Below are 17957 nucleotides of genomic sequence, written 5' to 3'. Positions count from 1 at the left end.
ATTATTTAACGCAGACTCAGAGTCTGCTCAGTCAGCAGCGTCGCAAAGCCACGCCCCATACTTGCACCGAAGCGTTTAACCAGCTCATCCCAGGGGCTTGGCTGATAGGTAAAGTTAACCAGCTCTTCGGTATTCAGTTTCTCCCGGGCAATCTGACTGCTGGATGCCAGCCCGTCAATCAGCCCCAGATCCAGCGCCTGCTCACCAGACCACACCAGACCAGAAAACAGATTCGGATCATCTTTCAGGCGCTCACCGCGACCCAGCTTTACCTGCTCGATAAACTGCTTATGGGTGACCTTGAGCACGCCCTGCCAGAAGGCTTTTTCATCTTCATTCTCAGGCAGGAAAGGATCAAGGAAGCCTTTATGTTCACCGGCAGTATACTGGCGACGCTCCACGCCGAATTTCTCCATCGCTTTCACAAAACCAAAACCGGAACCCACTACACCGATAGAACCCACCAGACTGGCTTTGTCGGCATAGATTTCATCCGCCGCCGCGGCAATGTAGTAAGCGCCGGAAGCACCCAGATCCATAATCACCGCATACACAGGAAAATCCGGACGGGTTTCTTTCAGGCGTTTGATTTCATCATAGACGTAACCGGCCTGTACCGGACTGCCACCCGGGCTGTTAATACGCAGAATCACCCCCAGTGCCTTTTCATCATCAAAGGCATCACGCAAGGCACCAATGATGGCATCGGCACTGGCATCCTGATCGGCAGCGATCACACCATTCACCTCAACCACGGCCGCATAATTATCTTCCGGCAACATTTCTGCGCCATGTTCACCCGGCATACGCAGCAGCCAGACAATGGCGAACAGGTAAATAAAGGTGAGCGCTTTAAAGAAAATACCCCAGCGACGGGCACGCTTCTGCTCGCCCTGCATATCCATCAGCACTTTCTCGATCAGCTTCCATTCTTTGCTGTTATCGTCCGGACGGCTTGCCGGCTGATTCTGATTGAGGTTGTCGTTATCCATTAATACGTATCCAGTCGTTAAGTTCTTGAATGCTATGGCAGATGGCCAATGGACCACAAGCCAGAAGCACCTGATCATCGTGCGCGCCATGCCCCATGGCAACAGAAGCCATGCCAGCAGCATTGGCCATATCCAGGTCGTACGTGGTGTCACCGACCATCAGTGCCTCATCCGGCGCCACATTCAGCTCACTCAGCAATTCCCTGAGCATAAGCGGATGTGGCTTCGAGCGGGTTTCATCGGCACAACGGGTCGCAGCGAATCTGTGCCCTATTTTCAGGTCGCGCAGCATCCGGTCGAGTCCGCGCCGGCTTTTGCCGGTGGCAACCGCCAGTAAATAACCCCGCTCAACCAGACCCTCCAGAAACTCCGGAGTTCCGGGAAAGAAGCCCATGGCAACCTGACTGTCAGCGACAAAATAGCGCGCATACACCTGAGTCATGGTCTGCAATTGCGGCTCGTCAATCGCCGGCCATACCGTACGCAGCGCCTCCGGCAAACCAAGACCAATGATGTTCTGCACTGCAGCATCTGGCACCTGCGGCAGCCCCACCTCGCCGGCGGCCTGCTGCATACTGTCAACAATGCGCTGGGTGGAGTCGACCAGCGTACCGTCCCAATCAAAAATAATCAGTTTAAAGCGCAAACTCACACCCCACCTTCTTTAAGATGCTGCTGAATTCATCGTCCGGCAGCGCACTGATCTGCAGGCGCTCGCCACTGTCCGGATGGCGGAAAGACAGCTGCCAGGCATGCAAAAACAAACGTTTAACCCCCTGACGCTTGTCGATATCCTGCTGCGAACGGTCGCAGTACTTCACATCACCGGCAATGCTGCAGCCCTGAAACTGACAGTGCACCCGGATCTGATGGGTACGCCCGGTCACCGGCTCTGCTTCTATTAATGAGTAATGCGGCCCCGAGGCCTTTAATGTGGTTTTGGTCAGGGAGGCTTTACCTTCCGGACTCACCATCACCATGCGCTCACCGGACTGGCGCTCAAAACGCAGCAGCGGTTCACGCACTTCGGTCACAGAGGCAGGCCAATGCCCGTGCACCATGGCCAGATACTTTTTACTGATGCCTGATTTATTCGCCAGCATACGCTGCAAAGCCGTCAGCACTGAACGCTTTTTGGCAATCATAATAACGCCCGAGGTATCACGATCGAGGCGATGCACCAGCTCAAGAAAACGATGATCCGGGCGCATTTTGCGCAAGGCTTCAATCAACCCCAGATTAACCCCGCTGCCGCCATGCACGGCCAGCCCATGGGGCTTGTTCACCACCAGAAGACCATCATCTTCATGCAGGATGGCATTCTGCAGAATCTCCTGCAGCGCCGGTGACACATCCGGCGTTTCATCGCGCTCGGCGATACGCAGCGGCGGCACCCGCACCACATCACCAGACGCCAGACGGGTATCCGCCTTCACTCTTCCTTTATTTACCCGCACCTCGCCCTTGCGGATGATGCGGTACACCAGAGTCTTGGGCACACCTTTTAATACGGAGATAAGAAAATTATCGACACGCTGACCATCGTTATCGGCGGTCACCGTCAACAGCGATACTTTACCGGTATCGATTTCGTGATTTGACATAGGTTCAAAGCAGCCCAGGCGGCGGATTTATTTGTGGTATGGCATTTGCGGGGCGCAACCAATGTTGCTATATTCGCCCACGGCCTTGGTCGGCACAGAGAAAGCGTACAACCCAGCCGACGATCAAGATCAGCCGAAAGGCGAGGCCAGGCCGATCAAGCGGCAGAGTATAAGGAAGAAGACATACTGTTAAAACTCTTCCTGACGAATAATTACGGCGAGCGCAGGCCCATGGCCGCCCGCCCAGTGAGATAAACCACGCAGCGACCTGCGGGCAATCTCGCATTATCAAATTATGGACAGTGTTGGTGCACAACAAACCAGAGGCACCACTGCGAGACAGGTCAGGCGACCCGAAAACGGCGCTGACAACTGCTGCAAAGCACCCATAAATATTTTGGTAGTGGCCGGAATAGTCCGGCATTGCCAGCCGGTACGTTGCCAGAACGAGCTTAACGTACAGCATGAAAAGAATGCTTATCAATGCAACTCAGCCTGAAGAGTTGCGTGTAGCCCTTGTAGATGGCCAGAAACTCTACGACCTCGATATTGAGTCCGGCTCCCGCGAGCAGAAGAAGTCCAATGTCTATAAAGGTAAAATCACCCGCATCGAACCCAGCCTGGAAGCCGCGTTTGTCGACTTCGGTGCTGAGCGTCACGGCTTTCTGCCACTGAAAGAAATTGCCCGCGAATACTTTGTTAAAGACCCAGGCCCAGGCCGCATCAACATCAAAGATGTATTGCGCGAAGGTCAGGAAGTCATCATTCAGGTCGACAAAGAAGAGCGTGGCAATAAAGGCGCTGCACTGACCACTCAGGTATCCCTGGCTGGCCGCTATCTGGTACTGATGCCAAATAATCCACGTGCCGGTGGTATCTCCCGCCGCATTGAAGGCGACGAACGCACCGAACTGCGTGAAGCCATGAAAGGCGTGACCGTGCCGGACAAAATGGGCGTTATCGTCCGTACCGCCGGCATTGGCCGCAGCGCCGAAGAGCTGCAGGCTGACCTGAATTATCTGGTTCACCTGTGGGACGCCATCAAACGCGCTTCCGATGAACGCCCTGCTCCCTGCCTGCTGCTGCAGGAAAGCAACGTTATCATCCGCGCCATCCGTGACTACCTGCGTCAGGACGTTGGTGAAGTACTGATCGACACCGATGCCGCCTACGAAGAAGCCCTGGGCTTTGTGCAGCAGGTCATGCCGCACTACCAGAACAAGTTCAAGCGCTACACCGATGCTGTACCGCTGTTCAACCGTTATCAGATTGAAAGCCAGATTGAATCGGCTTTCCAGCGCGAAGTGAAACTGCCATCCGGTGGTTCTATCGTTATCGACCCGACCGAAGCTCTGGTGTCTATCGATATCAACTCGGCGCGCGCCACCAAAGGTGCCGATATCGAAGAAACCGCACTGAACACCAACCTGGAAGCGGCCGACGAGATCGCCCGCCAGCTGCGTCTGCGCGACATGGGCGGCCTGGTAGTGATCGACTTTATCGACATGCTGTCCAGCAAGAATCAGCGCGAAGTTGAAACCCGCCTGAAGAAAGCACTGGAAGTGGATCGTGCCCGCGTACAGGTTGGCCGTATTTCCCGCTTCGGCCTGATGGAAATGTCGCGCCAGCGTCTGCGTCCGTCTCTGGAAGAAACCAGCGGCCACGTATGCCCGCGCTGTAACGGTACCGGTGTTGTGCGTGATATCCAGTCTACCGGCCTGTCAATTCTGCGCCTGATCGAAGAAGAAGCCGCAAAAGAGAACACCGGACAGATCCGCGCCATTGTGCCGGTATCCGTTGCCACCTTCCTGCTGAACGAAAAACGCACCCTGATCGCCGGCATCGAAGCCCGTCACGGCAGTAAAGTCGTGGTTCTTCCGAATCCGAACATGGAAACACCGCACTACGAAGTACTGCGTCTGCGTCCGGATGACAGCCTGATCGGCGAAGTCAGCTACGAACACAAGATGGAAGAAGAAGAGACCGAATACGGTCTGGATCTGACCATCCGCGAAACCAGCAAAGTACAGCAGGCTGCAGTTAAAGCCGGCGCTCACAGCACTCCTGCTGCCGCACCGGTTGCCACAGCAAGCGAAGCGACAGCCAGCAAAGGCCTGTGGAGCAAAATCGGCAGCGCCCTGTCCGCGCTGTTTGATGGCGGTGAAAAACAGGAAGAAAAACCTGCACCGAAAAAAGCCCGCACAGAAAGCACTAACGGTCGCAATGAACGCAACCGTAACGAGCGCAGCCGCAATGATCGTGACCGCGGCCGTAACCGCAATCGTAACGAACGCAACCGCGATGACCGTAACGATGGCGACAACGAGCGCGGCAGTCGCAGCGAAAACCGCAACGAAGGTCGTGGCGAACGTTCCGGTCGCAACCGTAATGAGCGCCCTGCCCGCAATCGCAACGACAGCCGTAACGAGAGCCGCAATGACGGTGAGCGTAACGACAACCGCGCCGAGCGTAATGAAGCCGAAGCCAGCAACGAGCCACGTGCACCACGCCGTGACCGCAGCGGCAACCGCGCACCACGCAACGAAGTCCGTAATGACAAGGTTGAAGTAACCGAAACCGAAACGAGCAACGTAACTACGAGCGAAACCGCTGAAACCGGTAACCGCAACAGCGAAGGTCGTCCGGAAGGTCGCCGTCGTCGCAACCGCAATGAACGCGGCGAGCGCAACAACAGCCAGGCGAATGCTGCCAGCACTGAAGAAAACAGCAACGAACAGGCTGCTGAAGAACAGGCTGTGGTAGTTGCAGATAGTGCTGTAAGCGAAAATGCAGCAACTCCTGCCAATGCCGATAACAGCACGGATGCGGGCAGCGAAAACAACGCTGATGAGAATGGTGAAAAAACAACCCGCCGTTCGCGCAACAGCCGTCGCCGTAACCGTAACCGTGACGACCGTCCGGCCAAAAACGGTGCTGCGGACAATTCTGACGCCAACGCAGCAGAAACTGCTGTCGAAGCAGCAAATACTGAAACAGCGAACACTGAATCAGTAAACGCCGAAGTCAGCGAAGCAAAAGCAGAAACCGCTGAGCAATCAGTAACTGCCGAAACTACCGCCACTCAGGAAACTGCCGCAGAAGCTCCGGCAACTGAAACTCCTGCAGCAGAAGCCCAGACAGCAGAGGCTCAGGCCCCTGCTGCTGAAACACAAACAGCAGAAGTACAGGCGACTGAAGCAACTGAAGTGCAGGACACTGTCGCTCAGCCAGCAGAAGACACGGCCTCCCTGCCTGAAGTGACGGTTGCTGAAGAAAAACCAGCCGCCGCGGAAAAAGCCTCGGCAGAAGCAACCGAAGCGGAAGCAACCGAAGCGGAAGTAACGACCTCTCAGGAAGAAGTCGCCACGGCAACCCAGGGTAATGATCGCAGCTCGCGCCGCGGACGCCGTCGCAACCCAGGTGGTCGCGCACCGAACGATCCGCGCAACCGCCGCAATGCGGACAGTGCAGAACAGGTATCAGCACCAGCCGGGCAAGACGTTGCAGAGCCAGCTGCCGAGCCTGTGGTTGCAGCTGACGCTGAACCAGCGACAGAAACCACTACGGTAACTGAAGCTGAAACAGCAGCAGAAGCCGGCGAGCACAACAAGTAACACCGACAGGCGACAGCTTACGTCGCCGTCGGTTGCTGACTGAAAAACCGCCTCCGGGCGGTTTTTTTATAGCCTGCAAAAACGTTTCAGTGCTGACTGACGAGACAGTTATCAGTAATATCCCACCCATGCCCCAGCCCCGAATCAGACATTTTCAGCAAGGACGATCCATGGCCAAAGCCCTATCAATCATGCCCGTCGCATATTCAGCCAAGCGGCCTTATTTACAGCTGCTGCTGGCACTGATCATCTGCACAATATTCAGTCAGAGCGCCAGTGCCGAGTCGATGACCATGGTGCGTGAGTACACCTACAACGCCAGCGAAAATGATTCAAAGGTTTCCGCCCGCAAAGCCGCTCTGCAGCAACTTCAGGTTCTGTTAATTGAAGAAGTCGGCGTACAGGTACAATCCAGCTTCAGCAACACTGAAACCCTCGATAAAGAAGAATTCAGCCGTACCGTGCAGGCCAACTACCAGACATTTGCCAGCGCGCTGACCAAAACAAAAATTCTTGAAGAAAAATGGGACGGCGAAAGTTTCTACCTGAAAGCGGAAATTGAAGTCGACCCCGATGGTTTAAGCACCCAGATTGCAACCATTATTGGCAGCGGTGGTAAAAACCCCTGTGACGCCGTACGTGAGCAGGTAAAAATCACATTACAAAAAGCCCCAAGCCCGGATAAAAATACCGAACTGGTCGCTTTTGCATTAAAAGCACCATTCGATAACGACTGCAACGACTGGCAATATAATGTGCTCTACTCCCTCACCCAGAGCCGTTATCCTGCCGAAGGCTACCGCGAGTATCTGTTTGTCCAGCTGGCGCAGATTGCACCGCATAATCTGTCCGAATATCTGCCAGGCATCGCAAAATACGCCATTATTAAAGATAACGGCATCACACCAGCTGAATGGGAAACGATGCTTGCCAGCCTGCAACGCCTGCCGGAAGACCGCCTGCAGCCCCTGCTGTCAGCGTTATCCAATTACAGCGATAAATCCCCCGATGATACGCGCAGCGGTAAGCCCAGCTACCAGCCACAAACTGCGCTACAACTGAAAAATCAATTGCAGTCATTGATTCGGGCGGCAGGAAAAGGAAAAGTCGGCAACCCCGCCCTGAGCGCCGGAGAGCTGACCGCACGCATTATTAAAGCCACTACTTATCGCCAGCCGGCCATCGGCGCTGAATTATTTCAGCAATACAGCGGCGAGCTGCCGGACATTAATGACGTGGTTAAACCCATGACTGATTTTTATAAAAACCAGCTGAAGGACGGCAGCGAGCTGGAACTGGCCAGCAGCAGTTTTAACCTGCTGCTGGAAAAGCTGAACGAGCAAAAAGACATCCTCAACGACAACAGTGCCAAGCAGCTCTACTATCTGCTGACAACACTGGAACGTAACGCTGAAGAAAATCAGCAGCAGGCTGCACTCATCGAGAATATGCTCGGGCGCTATCCGAAGTTATTTGCTCAGATCATCAAAGGCCAGCGCATTAATGAAGTGCAGAAGAACCTGTGGTTTATCCGTTACAACCTGCCGGATTCTGAAGCCTGTACGCCGAGAGAATGTGCTGACCGGTTATTCGGTGACGGCAATGCCATGGAGCTGAATGCCTATGGCGAATATCTGGTGGCTTACGGAACGCGCGCTGCGGCTGCAGAAGACCTCGTTATCCGTAAACTGGAACGTGTGCGCGTACAGGCCAGCGGCCCTTACCGCACCACCATGAAACGTCATCTGATCACCGTACTGGGGAACATACGCACCCAGGATTTACGCGCGCAGGAATTATTAATAGAGAGCCTCGGCGATCTGGATCATAAAATTCCGGAAGAGGCACAAAACGCCCTGATTAAATTAGGCAGAGGTGTGCAGGAAAAGATGATGTCGATGATTTCCACCTACGAACCTCTGGTGCAGCGCCGCATGGTTGAAACCTTAGGGAAAATGCAGCCAGATACTGACATTGTGAATTTTCTTAAGCGCGTCCCACAGAACGATCAATATATGCGCTTTGCTGTTGAAGATGCTCTGCGCGATCAGCAGCGGGCGCTCTGACGGCGAATCTATAAAATAAAAAACCGGCCGCTGGCCGGTTTTTTTATAGCTGCAACATCAGCTATTAATCAGAAAGTATCGTCCGGAATACGAACATTACCTTCCATAATCACCCGCGCACTGCGGCTCATCACGGCTTTGGTTGCGGTCCATTCACCATCAACCAGCGCTGCCGCTGCACCGACCCGCAGCGTGCCGGACGGATGACCAAAGGTTACGGAGTCACGTTCGGTACCGCCGGCTGCCAGATTCACCAGCGTACCAGGCACCGCCGCCGCCGTTGCAATGGCCACCGACGCTGTACCCATCATCGCATGGTGTAATTTCCCCATGGATAACGCACGTACGCACACATCAATATCGGCTGCAGAAATCTGTTTGCCACTGGATGCTTCGTAATCCGTTGCTGGCGCCACGAAAGCAATTTTCGGCGTGTGCTGGCGAGCAACCGCTTCGGAAATATCGGCAATTAAACCCATTTTTACCGCGCCGTAAGCACGCATGGTTTCAAATTTCGCCAGCGCTTCGGCATCGGAATTAATGTCTTTCTGCAGCTCGGTGCCTTTGTAACCAATATCCGCCGCATTGACAAAAATGGTCGGAATACCGGAATTAATCATGGTGGCTTTAAAGGTACCAATGCCCGGAACCTCGAGATCATCGACGACATTACCGGTGGGAAACATAGAGCCTTCACCGTCGGCCGGATCCATAAACTCGATCACCACTTCCGCTGCCGGAAAGGTTACGCCGTCGAGCTCAAAATCGCCGGTTTCCTGCACATCACCATCGGTGATGGGTACATGGGCGATAATGGTTTTCTGAATGTTTTTCTGCCAGATACGCACCACGCAAATACCGTTGTGCGGAATACGCTCAGCGGCGACCAGACCCTTAGAAATGGCAAAGGCCCCAACGGCGGCGGTTAAATTACCGCAGTTACCTGACCAGTCCACAAAAGGCTTATTAATCGACACCTGGCCGAACAAATAATCCACATCGTGATCCGGCTGTTCGCTTTTTGCCAGAATAACGGTTTTAGAGGTGCTGGAAGTCGCACCGCCCATACCATCAATCTGCTGCCCGTATGGGTCAGGACTACCGATGGTGCGCAGCAAAATTTTGTCGCGCGCCTCTCCCGGCACCTGAGCCGCCTCAGGTAAATCGGTCAGGCTGAAAAATACACCTTTCGATGTGCCGCCACGCATATAAGTCGCGGGGATTTTAATTTGTTTGGACATAATTATTTCTCTTTCAGGACGTTACTGAAAACGTCGATGCCCTTAAAAGAAAGGTGGGCAGTGCCCACCCTACTTTGGATTTTTTAAAACGCCGCAAAACTATATTTTGCGGCGTTTCGGAAGCGTTAACGAGGAAATCAGCTTCGTTATTCGCCCTGCAGGAAGTCCTGAGCGAACTTCTGCAATACCCCACCGGCACTGTACACATCCACTTCCGCGGCGGTGTCCAGACGACAGGTCATCGGTACTTCAACTACCTCACCATCTTTACGGGTAATCACCAGTGTCAGATCGCAACGCGGGCTCAGATCGCCTTTCACGTCGTAGGTTTCAGTACCATCCAGGCCCAGAGTCTTACGCGTGGTGCCGGCCTTGAACTCCAGCGGCAGTACGCCCATACCGATCAGATTGGTGCGGTGAATACGCTCGAAGCCTTCGGCAGCAATCGCCTCAACACCCGCCAGACGCACGCCTTTGGCCGCCCAGTCACGGGAAGATCCCTGACCATAATCGGCACCGGCCACGATAATCAGCGGCTGCTTGCGGTTCATGTAGGTTTCAATCGCTTCCCACATACGCATCACCTTGCCTTCCGGCTCAACGCGCGCCAGAGAACCCTGCTTCACGTTGCCGTTTTCATCCAGCACCATTTCATTCAGCAGTTTCGGGTTGGCGAAGGTTGCACGCTGGGCCGTCAGGTGGTCTCCACGGTGGGTTGCGTAAGAGTTAAAGTCCTCTTCCGGCAGACCCATTTTGTGCAGATATTCGCCCGCCGCACTGTCCATCATGATGGCGTTGGATGGCGACAGGTGGTCGGTGGTGATGTTGTCCGGCAGCACAGCCAGAGGACGCATACCTTTCAGCGTACGCTCACCGGCCAGTGCGCCTTCCCAGTAAGGTGGACGACGGATATAGGTGCTCATCGGACGCCAGTCGTACAGCGGGCTGATGGCTTTCTCTTTGGCACCCAGATCGAACATCGGGATGTAGATCTGACGGAACTGCTCCGGCTTCACGCTTTCTTTAACGATGGCGTCGATTTCTTCATCCGATGGCCAGATATCCTTCAGGCGGATTTCTTTACCATCAACGACCGCAAGCACATCCTTTTCGATATCAAAACGAATGGTACCGGCAATGGCGTAGGCCACGACCAGTGGCGGCGACGCCAGGAATGCCTGCTTGGCGTACGGGTGAATACGGCCATCGAAGTTGCGGTTACCGGACAGCACTGCCGTGGCATACAGGTCACGGTCGATGATTTCCTGCTGAATCACAGGGTCCAGCGCACCGGACATACCGTTACAGGTAGTACAGGCGAAAGCCACAATACCAAAGCCCAGCTTCTCCAGTTCTGGCAGCAGGCCGGAATCTTTCAGGTACAGCTCGGCGACTTTGGAGCCAGGTGCAAAAGAAGACTTAACCCATGGTTTGCGGATCAGGCCCAGTTCGTTGGCTTTCTTAGCCAGCAGACCGGCGGCGACCACGTTGCGCGGGTTAGAGGTATTGGTACAGGATGTAATGGCGGCGATGATGACCGCACCATCCGGCATCAGACCTTCGGCTTCCTGCGCTTTGGCGGCATCCAGATTACCGGCAATACCTTTGGCGGCCAGGTCAGCCGTTGATACACGGGCATGCGGGTTAGACGGGCCAGCCATATTACGGCCAACACTCGACAGGTCGAAGCTCAGCACGCGCTCGTATTCTGCGGTTTTCAGTGCATCCGCCCACAGACCCGTTTCTTTAGCGAACTGCTCAACCAGAGCGACCTGCTCCGGCTCACGGCCAGTCAGCTTCAGGTAGTCGATGGTTTGTTCGTCGATGTAGAACATCGCAGCAGTGGCGCCGTATTCCGGTGTCATGTTGGAAATAGTTGCCCGGTCACCGATGGTCAGACTGGACGCACCTTCACCGAAGAATTCCACATAAGCACCGACCACGCGCTCTTTACGCAGGAACTCGGTCAGTGCCAGCACGATATCGGTGGCGGTAATGCCAGGCTGACGCTTGCCCTTCAGCTCAACACCAACAATGTCCGGCAGACGCATCATGGATGGCAGGCCAAGCATCACGGTTTCGGCTTCCAGACCGCCCACACCAACAGAAATAACACCCAGCGCATCGACGTGCGGGGTGTGGGAGTCGGTACCGACACAGGTATCCGGATAGGCTACACCATTGCGCGCCTGAACCACCGGCGACATTTTCTCCAGGTTGATCTGGTGCATGATGCCGTTACCGGCCGGGATCACATCGACGTTGTCGAATGCGGTTTTGGTCCAGTTAATAAAGTGGAAACGGTCTTCGTTACGGCGCTCTTCAATCTCGCGGTTTTTGGCGAAGGCATCCGGATCAAAACCGCCGCATTCAACCGCCAGCGAGTGGTCAACGATCAGCTGAGTCTGCACCACCGGATTGACTTTGGACGGATCTCCGCCCTTTTCAGCGATGGCATCACGCAGACCAGCCAGATCGACCAGCGCGGTCTGACCGAGAATGTCATGACACACAACACGCGCCGGATACCAAGGAAAATCCAGATCGCGTTTGCGCTCGATCAGCTGTTTCAGGGCATCGGTCAGCAGTTCAGGCTCACAGCGGCGCACCAGCTGTTCAGCCAGAATACGGGAGGTGTACGGCAGGCCGTCGTAGCTGCCGGGCTTAATAGCATCGACCGCGGCACGGGTATCAAAGTACTCCAGTGCGGTGCCGGCCAGTGGTTTACGGAATTCGGTGTTCATGCTCTCTCTCACAAAGCGCTCTTAGCAGCGCTCAAAAATTCGCTCAAACAAGAAAGACCACCTGCATGGGGTGCAAGTGGTCTGTATTGATTAACGCTCGCTGATGGGTGCTACAGGGCGGAACTCTTCACCGGTATATTCCGCGCTTGGGCGGATAATGCGGTTGTCGGCGCGCTGTTCCATCACGTGCGCTGCCCAGCCGGTCAGGCGGGAGCATACGAAAATCGGGGTGAACAGCTTGGTTGGAATACCCATGTAGTTGTAGGCCGAGGCGTGGAAGAAGTCGGCGTTACAGAACAGTTTCTTCTCGCGCCACATAACGGCTTCACAACGTACGGAAATGTCGTACAGCGAGGTATCGCCGTTCGCCTTGGCCAGTTTTTCAGACCATTCTTTAATCACGGCATTACGCGGGTCAGATTCAGAGTAAATCGCGTGGCCAAAGCCCATGATTTTTTCTTTACGCTCCAGCATACCCAGCAGTTTTTGCTCAGCATCTTCCGGATCGTTCATGCCTTCAATCAGTTCCATCGCCGCTTCGTTGGCGCCGCCGTGCAGTGGGCCACGCAGGGAACCAATAGCGCCGGTTACACAGGAGTGCATATCACTCAGGGTGGAAGCACAGACACGGGCGGTAAAGGTCGAGGCGTTAAATTCGTGCTCGGCATACAGCGTTAATGACGCGTGCATCACCTGCGTGTGCAGTTCAGAAGGCTTTTCGCCATGCAGGGTCCACAGGAACTGCTCAGCGATAGAATCTGCAGCGGTTTCAACCTCGATACGTTTGCCATTGTTATGGCTGAAGTTGTACCAGTAGTTGATCATGCCCGGGAACAGCGCCAGCATACGGTCAGTCGCATCCTGCTGCTGCTCAAAGCTTTCTTCGGTTTCGAGATTACCCAGCATGGAGCAACCGGTACGCATCACGTCCATCGGGTGCGCGGAAGCCGGAATACGTTCCAGTACTTCTTTTAACGCCTGCGGCAGAGCGCGCATGGATTTCAGCCTGGCTTTGTAGGCGTCCAGCTCAGCCTGATTCGGCAGCTTGCCTTTCAGAATCAGGTACGCCACTTCTTCAAATTCACACTGGGCGGCCAGATCTTTAACGTCATAGCCACGATAAGTCAGACCAGAACCGGATTTACCCACGGTCGACAGTGCGGTTTTACCGGCAACCTGACCACGCAGGCCGGCACCACTGAGTTGTTTTGCTGCTGCCATTGTTATTTCCCCTTAGCAGAGCGCCAGACGTCAGACGTCAGACGCGGATGTTCATCTGGTTGCGACGGGCTCTGAGCCCGTCCGACGGGTGGATGTATTACTTGTTTTTACCTTCTGCGAATAACGCATCCAGCTTCTGCTCAAAATCGTGGTAGTTCAGGTAATCGTACAGCTCCATGCGGGTCTGCATGATATCGACCACTTTACGCTGATCGCCTTCAGCCAGAATGCTTTTATACACGGTTTCTGCGGCTTTGTTCATCGCACGGAAAGCGCTCAGCGGGTACAGCACCATGGCCGCGCCCCACTCACCCAGCTGCTCGCGGTTCCACAGTTCGGTCTGACCAAACTCGGTGATGTTCGCCAGCAGTGGTACATCCAGTGCTGCAGAGAATTTACGGTAATCATCTTCGGTTTTGATTGCTTCAGCGAAAATACCATCAGCACCGGCTGCCACACAGGCCTGAGCACGTTCGATAGCGGCATCCAGACCTTCCTGCGCGAACGCATCGGTACGGGCCATGATAAAGAAGCTTTCGTCGTTACGGGCATCGACACAGGCTTTGATACGGTCAACCATTTCTGCCTGAGAGACGATTTCTTTGTTCGGACGGTGACCACAACGCTTCTGCATCACCTGATCTTCAATATGCACGGCTGCAGCGCCGGCTTTTTCCATCTGCTGGATAGTGCGGGTGATGTTAAACGCGCCGCCCCAGCCGGTGTCGATATCAACCAGCAAAGGCAGGCTGCTGGCAGAAGTGATGCGACGCACGTCTTCCACCACATCGTTCAGCGAGGTCATGCCCAGATCCGGCAGACCGTAAGAGGCGTTTGCCACGCCGCCACCGGACAGATAAATGGCCTGATGACCAATGCGCTCCGCCATCATCGCCGCATAAGCGTTAATGGTGCCGACAATTTGCAGCGGTTTATTATCCGCCAGTGCTTTACGGAATTTCTGACCTGGAGTCATGAGTGACCCTCCTCTTCAGCTAATCGATTTTCCAGATTGGTCAGCGATGCCTGAATATGACGTCGCATCAGTAATTCAGCCAGCTCGGCATCACGCGCCGAGATAGCTTCAACAATTCGTTGGTGTTCCTGCAGGGCCTGCAGCGGGCGCTTGGCGCTGGTACTGGTCTGATAACGGTACATGCGCACGATGTGGTACAACTCGCCGCACAACATCTGATGTAAACGGTGATTTTTGCTGCCCTTGATGATGCGGTAATGAAAATCGAGATCACCGGCCTTCTGGTAATAAGCCTGCCCCTGCTCAGCCGCGATAGAGGCTTCATGCTCCTGCAGCAGGCCGTACAGCTCCTGAATCTCGTCATCGCTCATGCGCAGTGCCGCCAGACGGCAGGCCATGCTTTCCAGTTCAAGACGCACTTCGTAGATATCCCGCAGCTCGGCCAGACTCAGCGATACCACGCGGGCACCGGCATGGGGAATGCGCACCACCAGATGACGGGCTTCAAGCTTCTGAATGGCTTCGCGCATCGGCGCGCGGCTGCCGCCATAGCGCTCAACCAGTGTCTGTTCCGACAATTTGGTGCCCGGACGCAACTCACCACGCACAATAGCGGTAGTCAGTTCCGCGAACACTTTATCGGCCAGCGTTTGATTGTCGCTCATCAGCTTTGTCTACAATACCCTTTAAGTCCGGCTAGATTACGCCGATAAAATCAGATTTCAAGCGAATTAAGACTAAGATTGTATACAATCACCGAGAGCAGCCCATAAAACCGCAAAGTTGACAGCGCAAACTCTGGGATATGCCCGGGCTTTGCGCTAACCTCGGCGCAGATTTCACAGGAAAGTGCCTTCATGCCCGCTCAACCCGCCGCCTCATCCACTCCTATTAATCGCCAGCGTATCGCCATCATCGGCTCCGGCATTGCCGGCCTCAGCGCCGCCTGGCTGCTGAGTCGCGACCACGATGTCACGCTCTATGAGCGCGCCGCGAAGCCGGGCATGGGCATCTACAGCGTAGACATTCCCTGGGCTGACAAAAGTACATCCATTGATATTCCGTTGCGGGTTTTCACTCCGGCGTACTATCCAAGCCTGCTGCGTCTGTACCGTGATGCAGGCGTGCGCACCGAAACTACCGACCATGCCGCCGCTTACGCCGATGCCGACAACCGCCTGTTTTTTCATTACGGCAACCTGCAGCTGGGCAAACGCAGCCTGAGCTTTCCCAAGCTGCTGAACGGTCCACTGCTCGCCCAGCACCTCAACCTGTTTAACACACTGCAGCAACATAAAAGCAACCCGGATACGGATCAGCAGAGCTTCGGCGGCTTTCTGCAGCAGCACAGTCTCGACAACGATTACTGCCGTCAGATATTACTGCCGGCACTGGCGACCGTGTGCACCTGTGACTACGACGACGTACTGGCCTATCCGGCGGATATTCTGATCAACTACCTGACCTGCGGCGTAATGAAAGACGGTCTGATGCGTGCCAGTGGCGGCGTCGACGAAGTGGTCGCGCAACTGCTGGAAAGCAGCGTCAGCCTGCGTACCGCAACGGCCATTGACCATATAGAAGAAGGCAACGACGACGTGCGCGTCTGCAGCGACGCACAAACCGATGTGTTTGACCGCGTGGTGATCGCCACCCAGCCGCATCACGCCAGCCAGATTCTGAGCAAACTGCCCAGCGCCCAGCCACGCTGCCAGCAGCTGCAGCAGATCCCGGTGGTTGAATCGCGCATGCAGCTGCACACCGATACCTCGCTGCTGCCCGCCAGCCTGATGCCGCTGGCGCCGGTCAGTTATTTCTTACCGGGTGACGAGAACCGCCCGGAAGCCACCGTCGACCTGGCCAAAGCCATTGGTCATCTGCGCAACGGCCCGGCCATTCTGCAGGTGTGGAACCCGCTGCGTGCGGCCAATCCGCAAAGCGTGCTCGCCGATGTTACTTTCAGCCGGCCACTGGTAACCCTACAGAGCCGTCAGGCGGTACGCGAGCTGCGTCATCAGGACGCCAGTCAGCGGATTCTGCTGACCGGCTCTTATCTGTGCGATGGCATTCCGTTGCTCGACGGTGCCGTTGAAAGCTCCCTGCGCGTAGCGCACCTGATTGGCAGCTCGCGCGCCTGGTAGCTGGCCACAACAAATGCCAGATACAAAAAAAGCCGGCGTTATGCCGGCTTTTTATTCGTACTCAGATGCGTATAAGACCGCCTTATTCCGGCATGCCCAACGTCTTACTCCGGCATGCCCAACGTCTTACTCCGGCATGCTCAGCGCTTGGGGAGACACGATGATGCCGTTGTTGTCGGCATACACAAAGTGACCCGGTACAAATTCAACACCACCGAATTTAACGGTAACGTTCACATCACCCAGACCGCGTTTGTCGGTTTTCAGCGGGTGAGTCGCCAGCGCCTGCACACCCAGATCGGTCTGCATGATCACGTCGACATCACGGATGCAACCGTAAACGATGATGCCTTCCCAGCCGTTTTTCGCCGCTTTTTCAGCCAGCATATCGCCCAGCAGCGCGTGACGCATGGAGGCGCCGCCGTCCACAACCATCACTTTGCCTTTGCCGTCGGTATCAACCAGCTCTTTTACCTTGGAGTTATCTTCAAAGCACTTAACGGTAACGATTTCGCCACCAAAAGACTCGTTGCCACCGTAGTTGTTGAACATTGGCTCAACCACCTGAATCAGTTCAGGGTAGGCATCGCACAGATCCGGAGTTACGTACTGAGTCATTTCTTTGTCCTTACTTGTGATGGAGGATAATAAAATTCTGTTGTCTGCCTAGGCCTGTTCAGACTCTGGCCAGACGTTTAATGTCACGCACGCGATAGCGCATAACGGATGATTCCTGATTCAAACCAGACTCCGCCGCAGAACCAGCGGCCGCAGCAACCATAGCGCGGGCAATACGTTCACCGGCCAGTGCCTGCACATTACCAAACAGTGGCAGACGTAATATCCAGCCACTCAGGTGTTCGGCCAGACGAAACTCATCGCGCTCACCGAGCAACAGCGACGGCTGCCAGATCTGCAGCCGGGGCAGATTCATCTGCTCCAGCGCCTGCTCCATATCGCCTTTGACGCGGTTATAGAAAAATGGCGAACGGCGGTTGGCGCCCAGTGCACTGACCACAGACACCAGTTCAGCGCCCTGCCGTTTAGCCCAGGACGCACACTCAATAACCAGCTGATAATCCACCTGCCGCAACCCGGCTTTACCGGCTTTGGCCTGGGTCGTACCCAGCGCGCAGAACATCAGATCAACAGGCTGCTGGCTGGCAAACAGTTCGTCATAAGTCAGTACCTGAATGCGTTTATCTGCCGCCAGTTGCGGATGTGCGGCGCACCATTGTTGTGGCTGACGCACAGGCAACACTATGTGCCCAGCCCAATCGGTCAGCAACAGATTGTCCAGCAAGGCACGGCCAATCAGTCCGGTACCGCCGGCCAGCAACAGGCGCCGCGTGCTCATC

Annotated in this window: 13 protein-coding genes; 3 read left to right on the top strand and 10 right to left on the bottom strand. The window is 55.1% G+C overall.

The window, feature by feature from the left end:
- Nucleotides 1-5: 5 nt before the first annotated feature.
- The 3 genes from HUF19_RS08535 to rluC are packed head-to-tail and all read right to left on the bottom strand — an operon-like array spanning nucleotide 6 to nucleotide 2596.
- The gene (locus tag HUF19_RS08535) at nucleotides 6-992 is read right to left on the bottom strand and encodes a S49 family peptidase (protein WP_260999389.1); all 987 of its coding nucleotides are present in this window, start codon (nucleotides 990-992) and stop codon (nucleotides 6-8) included.
- Nucleotides 985-1644 carry an HAD-IIIA family hydrolase gene (locus HUF19_RS08530; RefSeq protein ID WP_260999388.1) on the bottom strand — a complete coding sequence of 220 codons (660 nt, stop codon included), beginning with the start codon at nucleotides 1642-1644 and terminating at the stop codon, nucleotides 985-987. The genes HUF19_RS08535 and HUF19_RS08530 overlap by 8 nt, the downstream gene beginning before the upstream one ends.
- The gene (rluC, locus tag HUF19_RS08525) at nucleotides 1628-2596 is read right to left on the bottom strand and encodes a 23S rRNA pseudouridine(955/2504/2580) synthase RluC (protein ID WP_260999387.1); all 969 of its coding nucleotides are present in this window, start codon (nucleotides 2594-2596) and stop codon (nucleotides 1628-1630) included. The genes HUF19_RS08530 and rluC overlap by 17 nt, the downstream gene beginning before the upstream one ends.
- A gap of 464 nt (nucleotides 2597-3060) precedes the next feature.
- Between rluC and rne the strand changes: the two genes are divergently transcribed.
- Nucleotides 3061-6210 carry a ribonuclease E gene (gene rne, locus HUF19_RS08520; RefSeq protein ID WP_436317763.1) on the top strand — a complete coding sequence of 1050 codons (3150 nt, stop codon included), beginning with the start codon at nucleotides 3061-3063 and terminating at the stop codon, nucleotides 6208-6210.
- A 170-nt stretch (nucleotides 6211-6380) separates the two neighbouring features.
- Nucleotides 6381-8276, top strand: a complete 1896-nt coding sequence (locus tag HUF19_RS08515; RefSeq protein WP_260999385.1) for a hypothetical protein — start codon at nucleotides 6381-6383, stop codon at nucleotides 8274-8276.
- Between the two features lie 68 nt (nucleotides 8277-8344).
- On the opposite strand, the gene prpF is transcribed toward HUF19_RS08515, so the two are convergent.
- The 5 genes from prpF to HUF19_RS08490 all read right to left on the bottom strand — a co-directional run bounded on the left by prpF (nucleotide 8345) and on the right by HUF19_RS08490 (nucleotide 15123).
- Complete coding sequence (gene prpF / locus HUF19_RS08510) at nucleotides 8345-9517, bottom strand: 2-methylaconitate cis-trans isomerase PrpF (RefSeq protein WP_260999384.1); 1173 nt, start codon at nucleotides 9515-9517, stop codon at nucleotides 8345-8347.
- A 146-nt stretch (nucleotides 9518-9663) separates the two neighbouring features.
- Nucleotides 9664-12261 carry a Fe/S-dependent 2-methylisocitrate dehydratase AcnD gene (acnD, locus tag HUF19_RS08505; RefSeq protein WP_260999383.1) on the bottom strand — a complete coding sequence of 866 codons (2598 nt, stop codon included), beginning with the start codon at nucleotides 12259-12261 and terminating at the stop codon, nucleotides 9664-9666.
- A gap of 90 nt (nucleotides 12262-12351) precedes the next feature.
- A complete protein-coding gene (gene prpC / locus HUF19_RS08500; RefSeq protein ID WP_260999382.1) occupies nucleotides 12352-13482 on the bottom strand; it encodes a bifunctional 2-methylcitrate synthase/citrate synthase in 1131 nt (376 codons plus the stop codon).
- Between the two features lie 97 nt (nucleotides 13483-13579).
- Nucleotides 13580-14458 carry a methylisocitrate lyase gene (gene prpB, locus HUF19_RS08495; RefSeq protein ID WP_260999381.1) on the bottom strand — a complete coding sequence of 293 codons (879 nt, stop codon included), beginning with the start codon at nucleotides 14456-14458 and terminating at the stop codon, nucleotides 13580-13582.
- A complete protein-coding gene (locus HUF19_RS08490) occupies nucleotides 14455-15123 on the bottom strand; it encodes a GntR family transcriptional regulator (protein ID WP_260999380.1) in 669 nt (222 codons plus the stop codon). Before HUF19_RS08490 ends, prpB begins: the two co-directional genes overlap by 4 nt.
- A 192-nt stretch (nucleotides 15124-15315) precedes the next feature.
- Here HUF19_RS08490 and HUF19_RS08485 point away from each other — a divergent pair, with 192 nt between their 5' ends.
- A complete protein-coding gene (locus HUF19_RS08485; RefSeq protein ID WP_260999379.1) occupies nucleotides 15316-16599 on the top strand; it encodes an FAD-dependent oxidoreductase in 1284 nt (427 codons plus the stop codon).
- Between the two features lie 126 nt (nucleotides 16600-16725).
- Here HUF19_RS08485 and rraA read toward each other — a convergent pair whose 3' ends face one another.
- Together rraA and HUF19_RS08475 are read right to left on the bottom strand one after the other, a co-directional pair.
- A complete protein-coding gene (gene rraA / locus HUF19_RS08480; protein ID WP_145468793.1) occupies nucleotides 16726-17217 on the bottom strand; it encodes a ribonuclease E activity regulator RraA in 492 nt (163 codons plus the stop codon).
- Nucleotides 17218-17275: 58 nt separating this feature from the next.
- Nucleotides 17276-17956, bottom strand: a complete 681-nt coding sequence (locus HUF19_RS08475; protein ID WP_260999378.1) for a Rossmann-fold NAD(P)-binding domain-containing protein — start codon at nucleotides 17954-17956, stop codon at nucleotides 17276-17278.
- Nucleotide 17957: the final 1 nt, after the last annotated feature.

This window comes from Thalassolituus hydrocarboniclasticus (genome assembly GCF_025345565.1).
GTDB classification, from domain to species: domain Bacteria; phylum Pseudomonadota; class Gammaproteobacteria; order Pseudomonadales; family Oceanobacteraceae; genus Venatoribacter; species Venatoribacter hydrocarboniclasticus.
Note: the sequence above shows the minus strand (reverse complement) of the source record. Positions and strands in the feature narration are given on the sequence as shown.

Excerpts from the sequence above, each read along its gene's own strand:
- rluC (WP_260999387.1), bottom strand. The coding sequence starts at position 2,596 with ATGTCAAATCACGAAATCGATACCGGTAAAGTATCGCTGTTGACGGTG.
- rne (WP_436317763.1), top strand. The coding sequence starts at position 3,061 with ATGAAAAGAATGCTTATCAATGCAACTCAGCCTGAAGAGTTGCGTGTA.
- rraA (WP_145468793.1), bottom strand. The coding sequence starts at position 17,217 with ATGACTCAGTACGTAACTCCGGATCTGTGCGATGCCTACCCTGAACTG.
- HUF19_RS08515 (WP_260999385.1), top strand. The coding sequence starts at position 6,381 with ATGGCCAAAGCCCTATCAATCATGCCCGTCGCATATTCAGCCAAGCGG.
- HUF19_RS08490 (WP_260999380.1), bottom strand. The coding sequence starts at position 15,123 with ATGAGCGACAATCAAACGCTGGCCGATAAAGTGTTCGCGGAACTGACT.
- acnD (WP_260999383.1), bottom strand. The coding sequence starts at position 12,261 with ATGAACACCGAATTCCGTAAACCACTGGCCGGCACCGCACTGGAGTAC.
- prpC (WP_260999382.1), bottom strand. The coding sequence starts at position 13,482 with ATGGCAGCAGCAAAACAACTCAGTGGTGCCGGCCTGCGTGGTCAGGTT.
- HUF19_RS08485 (WP_260999379.1), top strand. The coding sequence starts at position 15,316 with ATGCCCGCTCAACCCGCCGCCTCATCCACTCCTATTAATCGCCAGCGT.
- HUF19_RS08475 (WP_260999378.1), bottom strand. The coding sequence starts at position 17,956 with ATGAGCACGCGGCGCCTGTTGCTGGCCGGCGGTACCGGACTGATTGGC.
- prpB (WP_260999381.1), bottom strand. The coding sequence starts at position 14,458 with ATGACTCCAGGTCAGAAATTCCGTAAAGCACTGGCGGATAATAAACCG.
- HUF19_RS08535 (WP_260999389.1), bottom strand. The coding sequence starts at position 992 with ATGGATAACGACAACCTCAATCAGAATCAGCCGGCAAGCCGTCCGGAC.
- prpF (WP_260999384.1), bottom strand. The coding sequence starts at position 9,517 with ATGTCCAAACAAATTAAAATCCCCGCGACTTATATGCGTGGCGGCACA.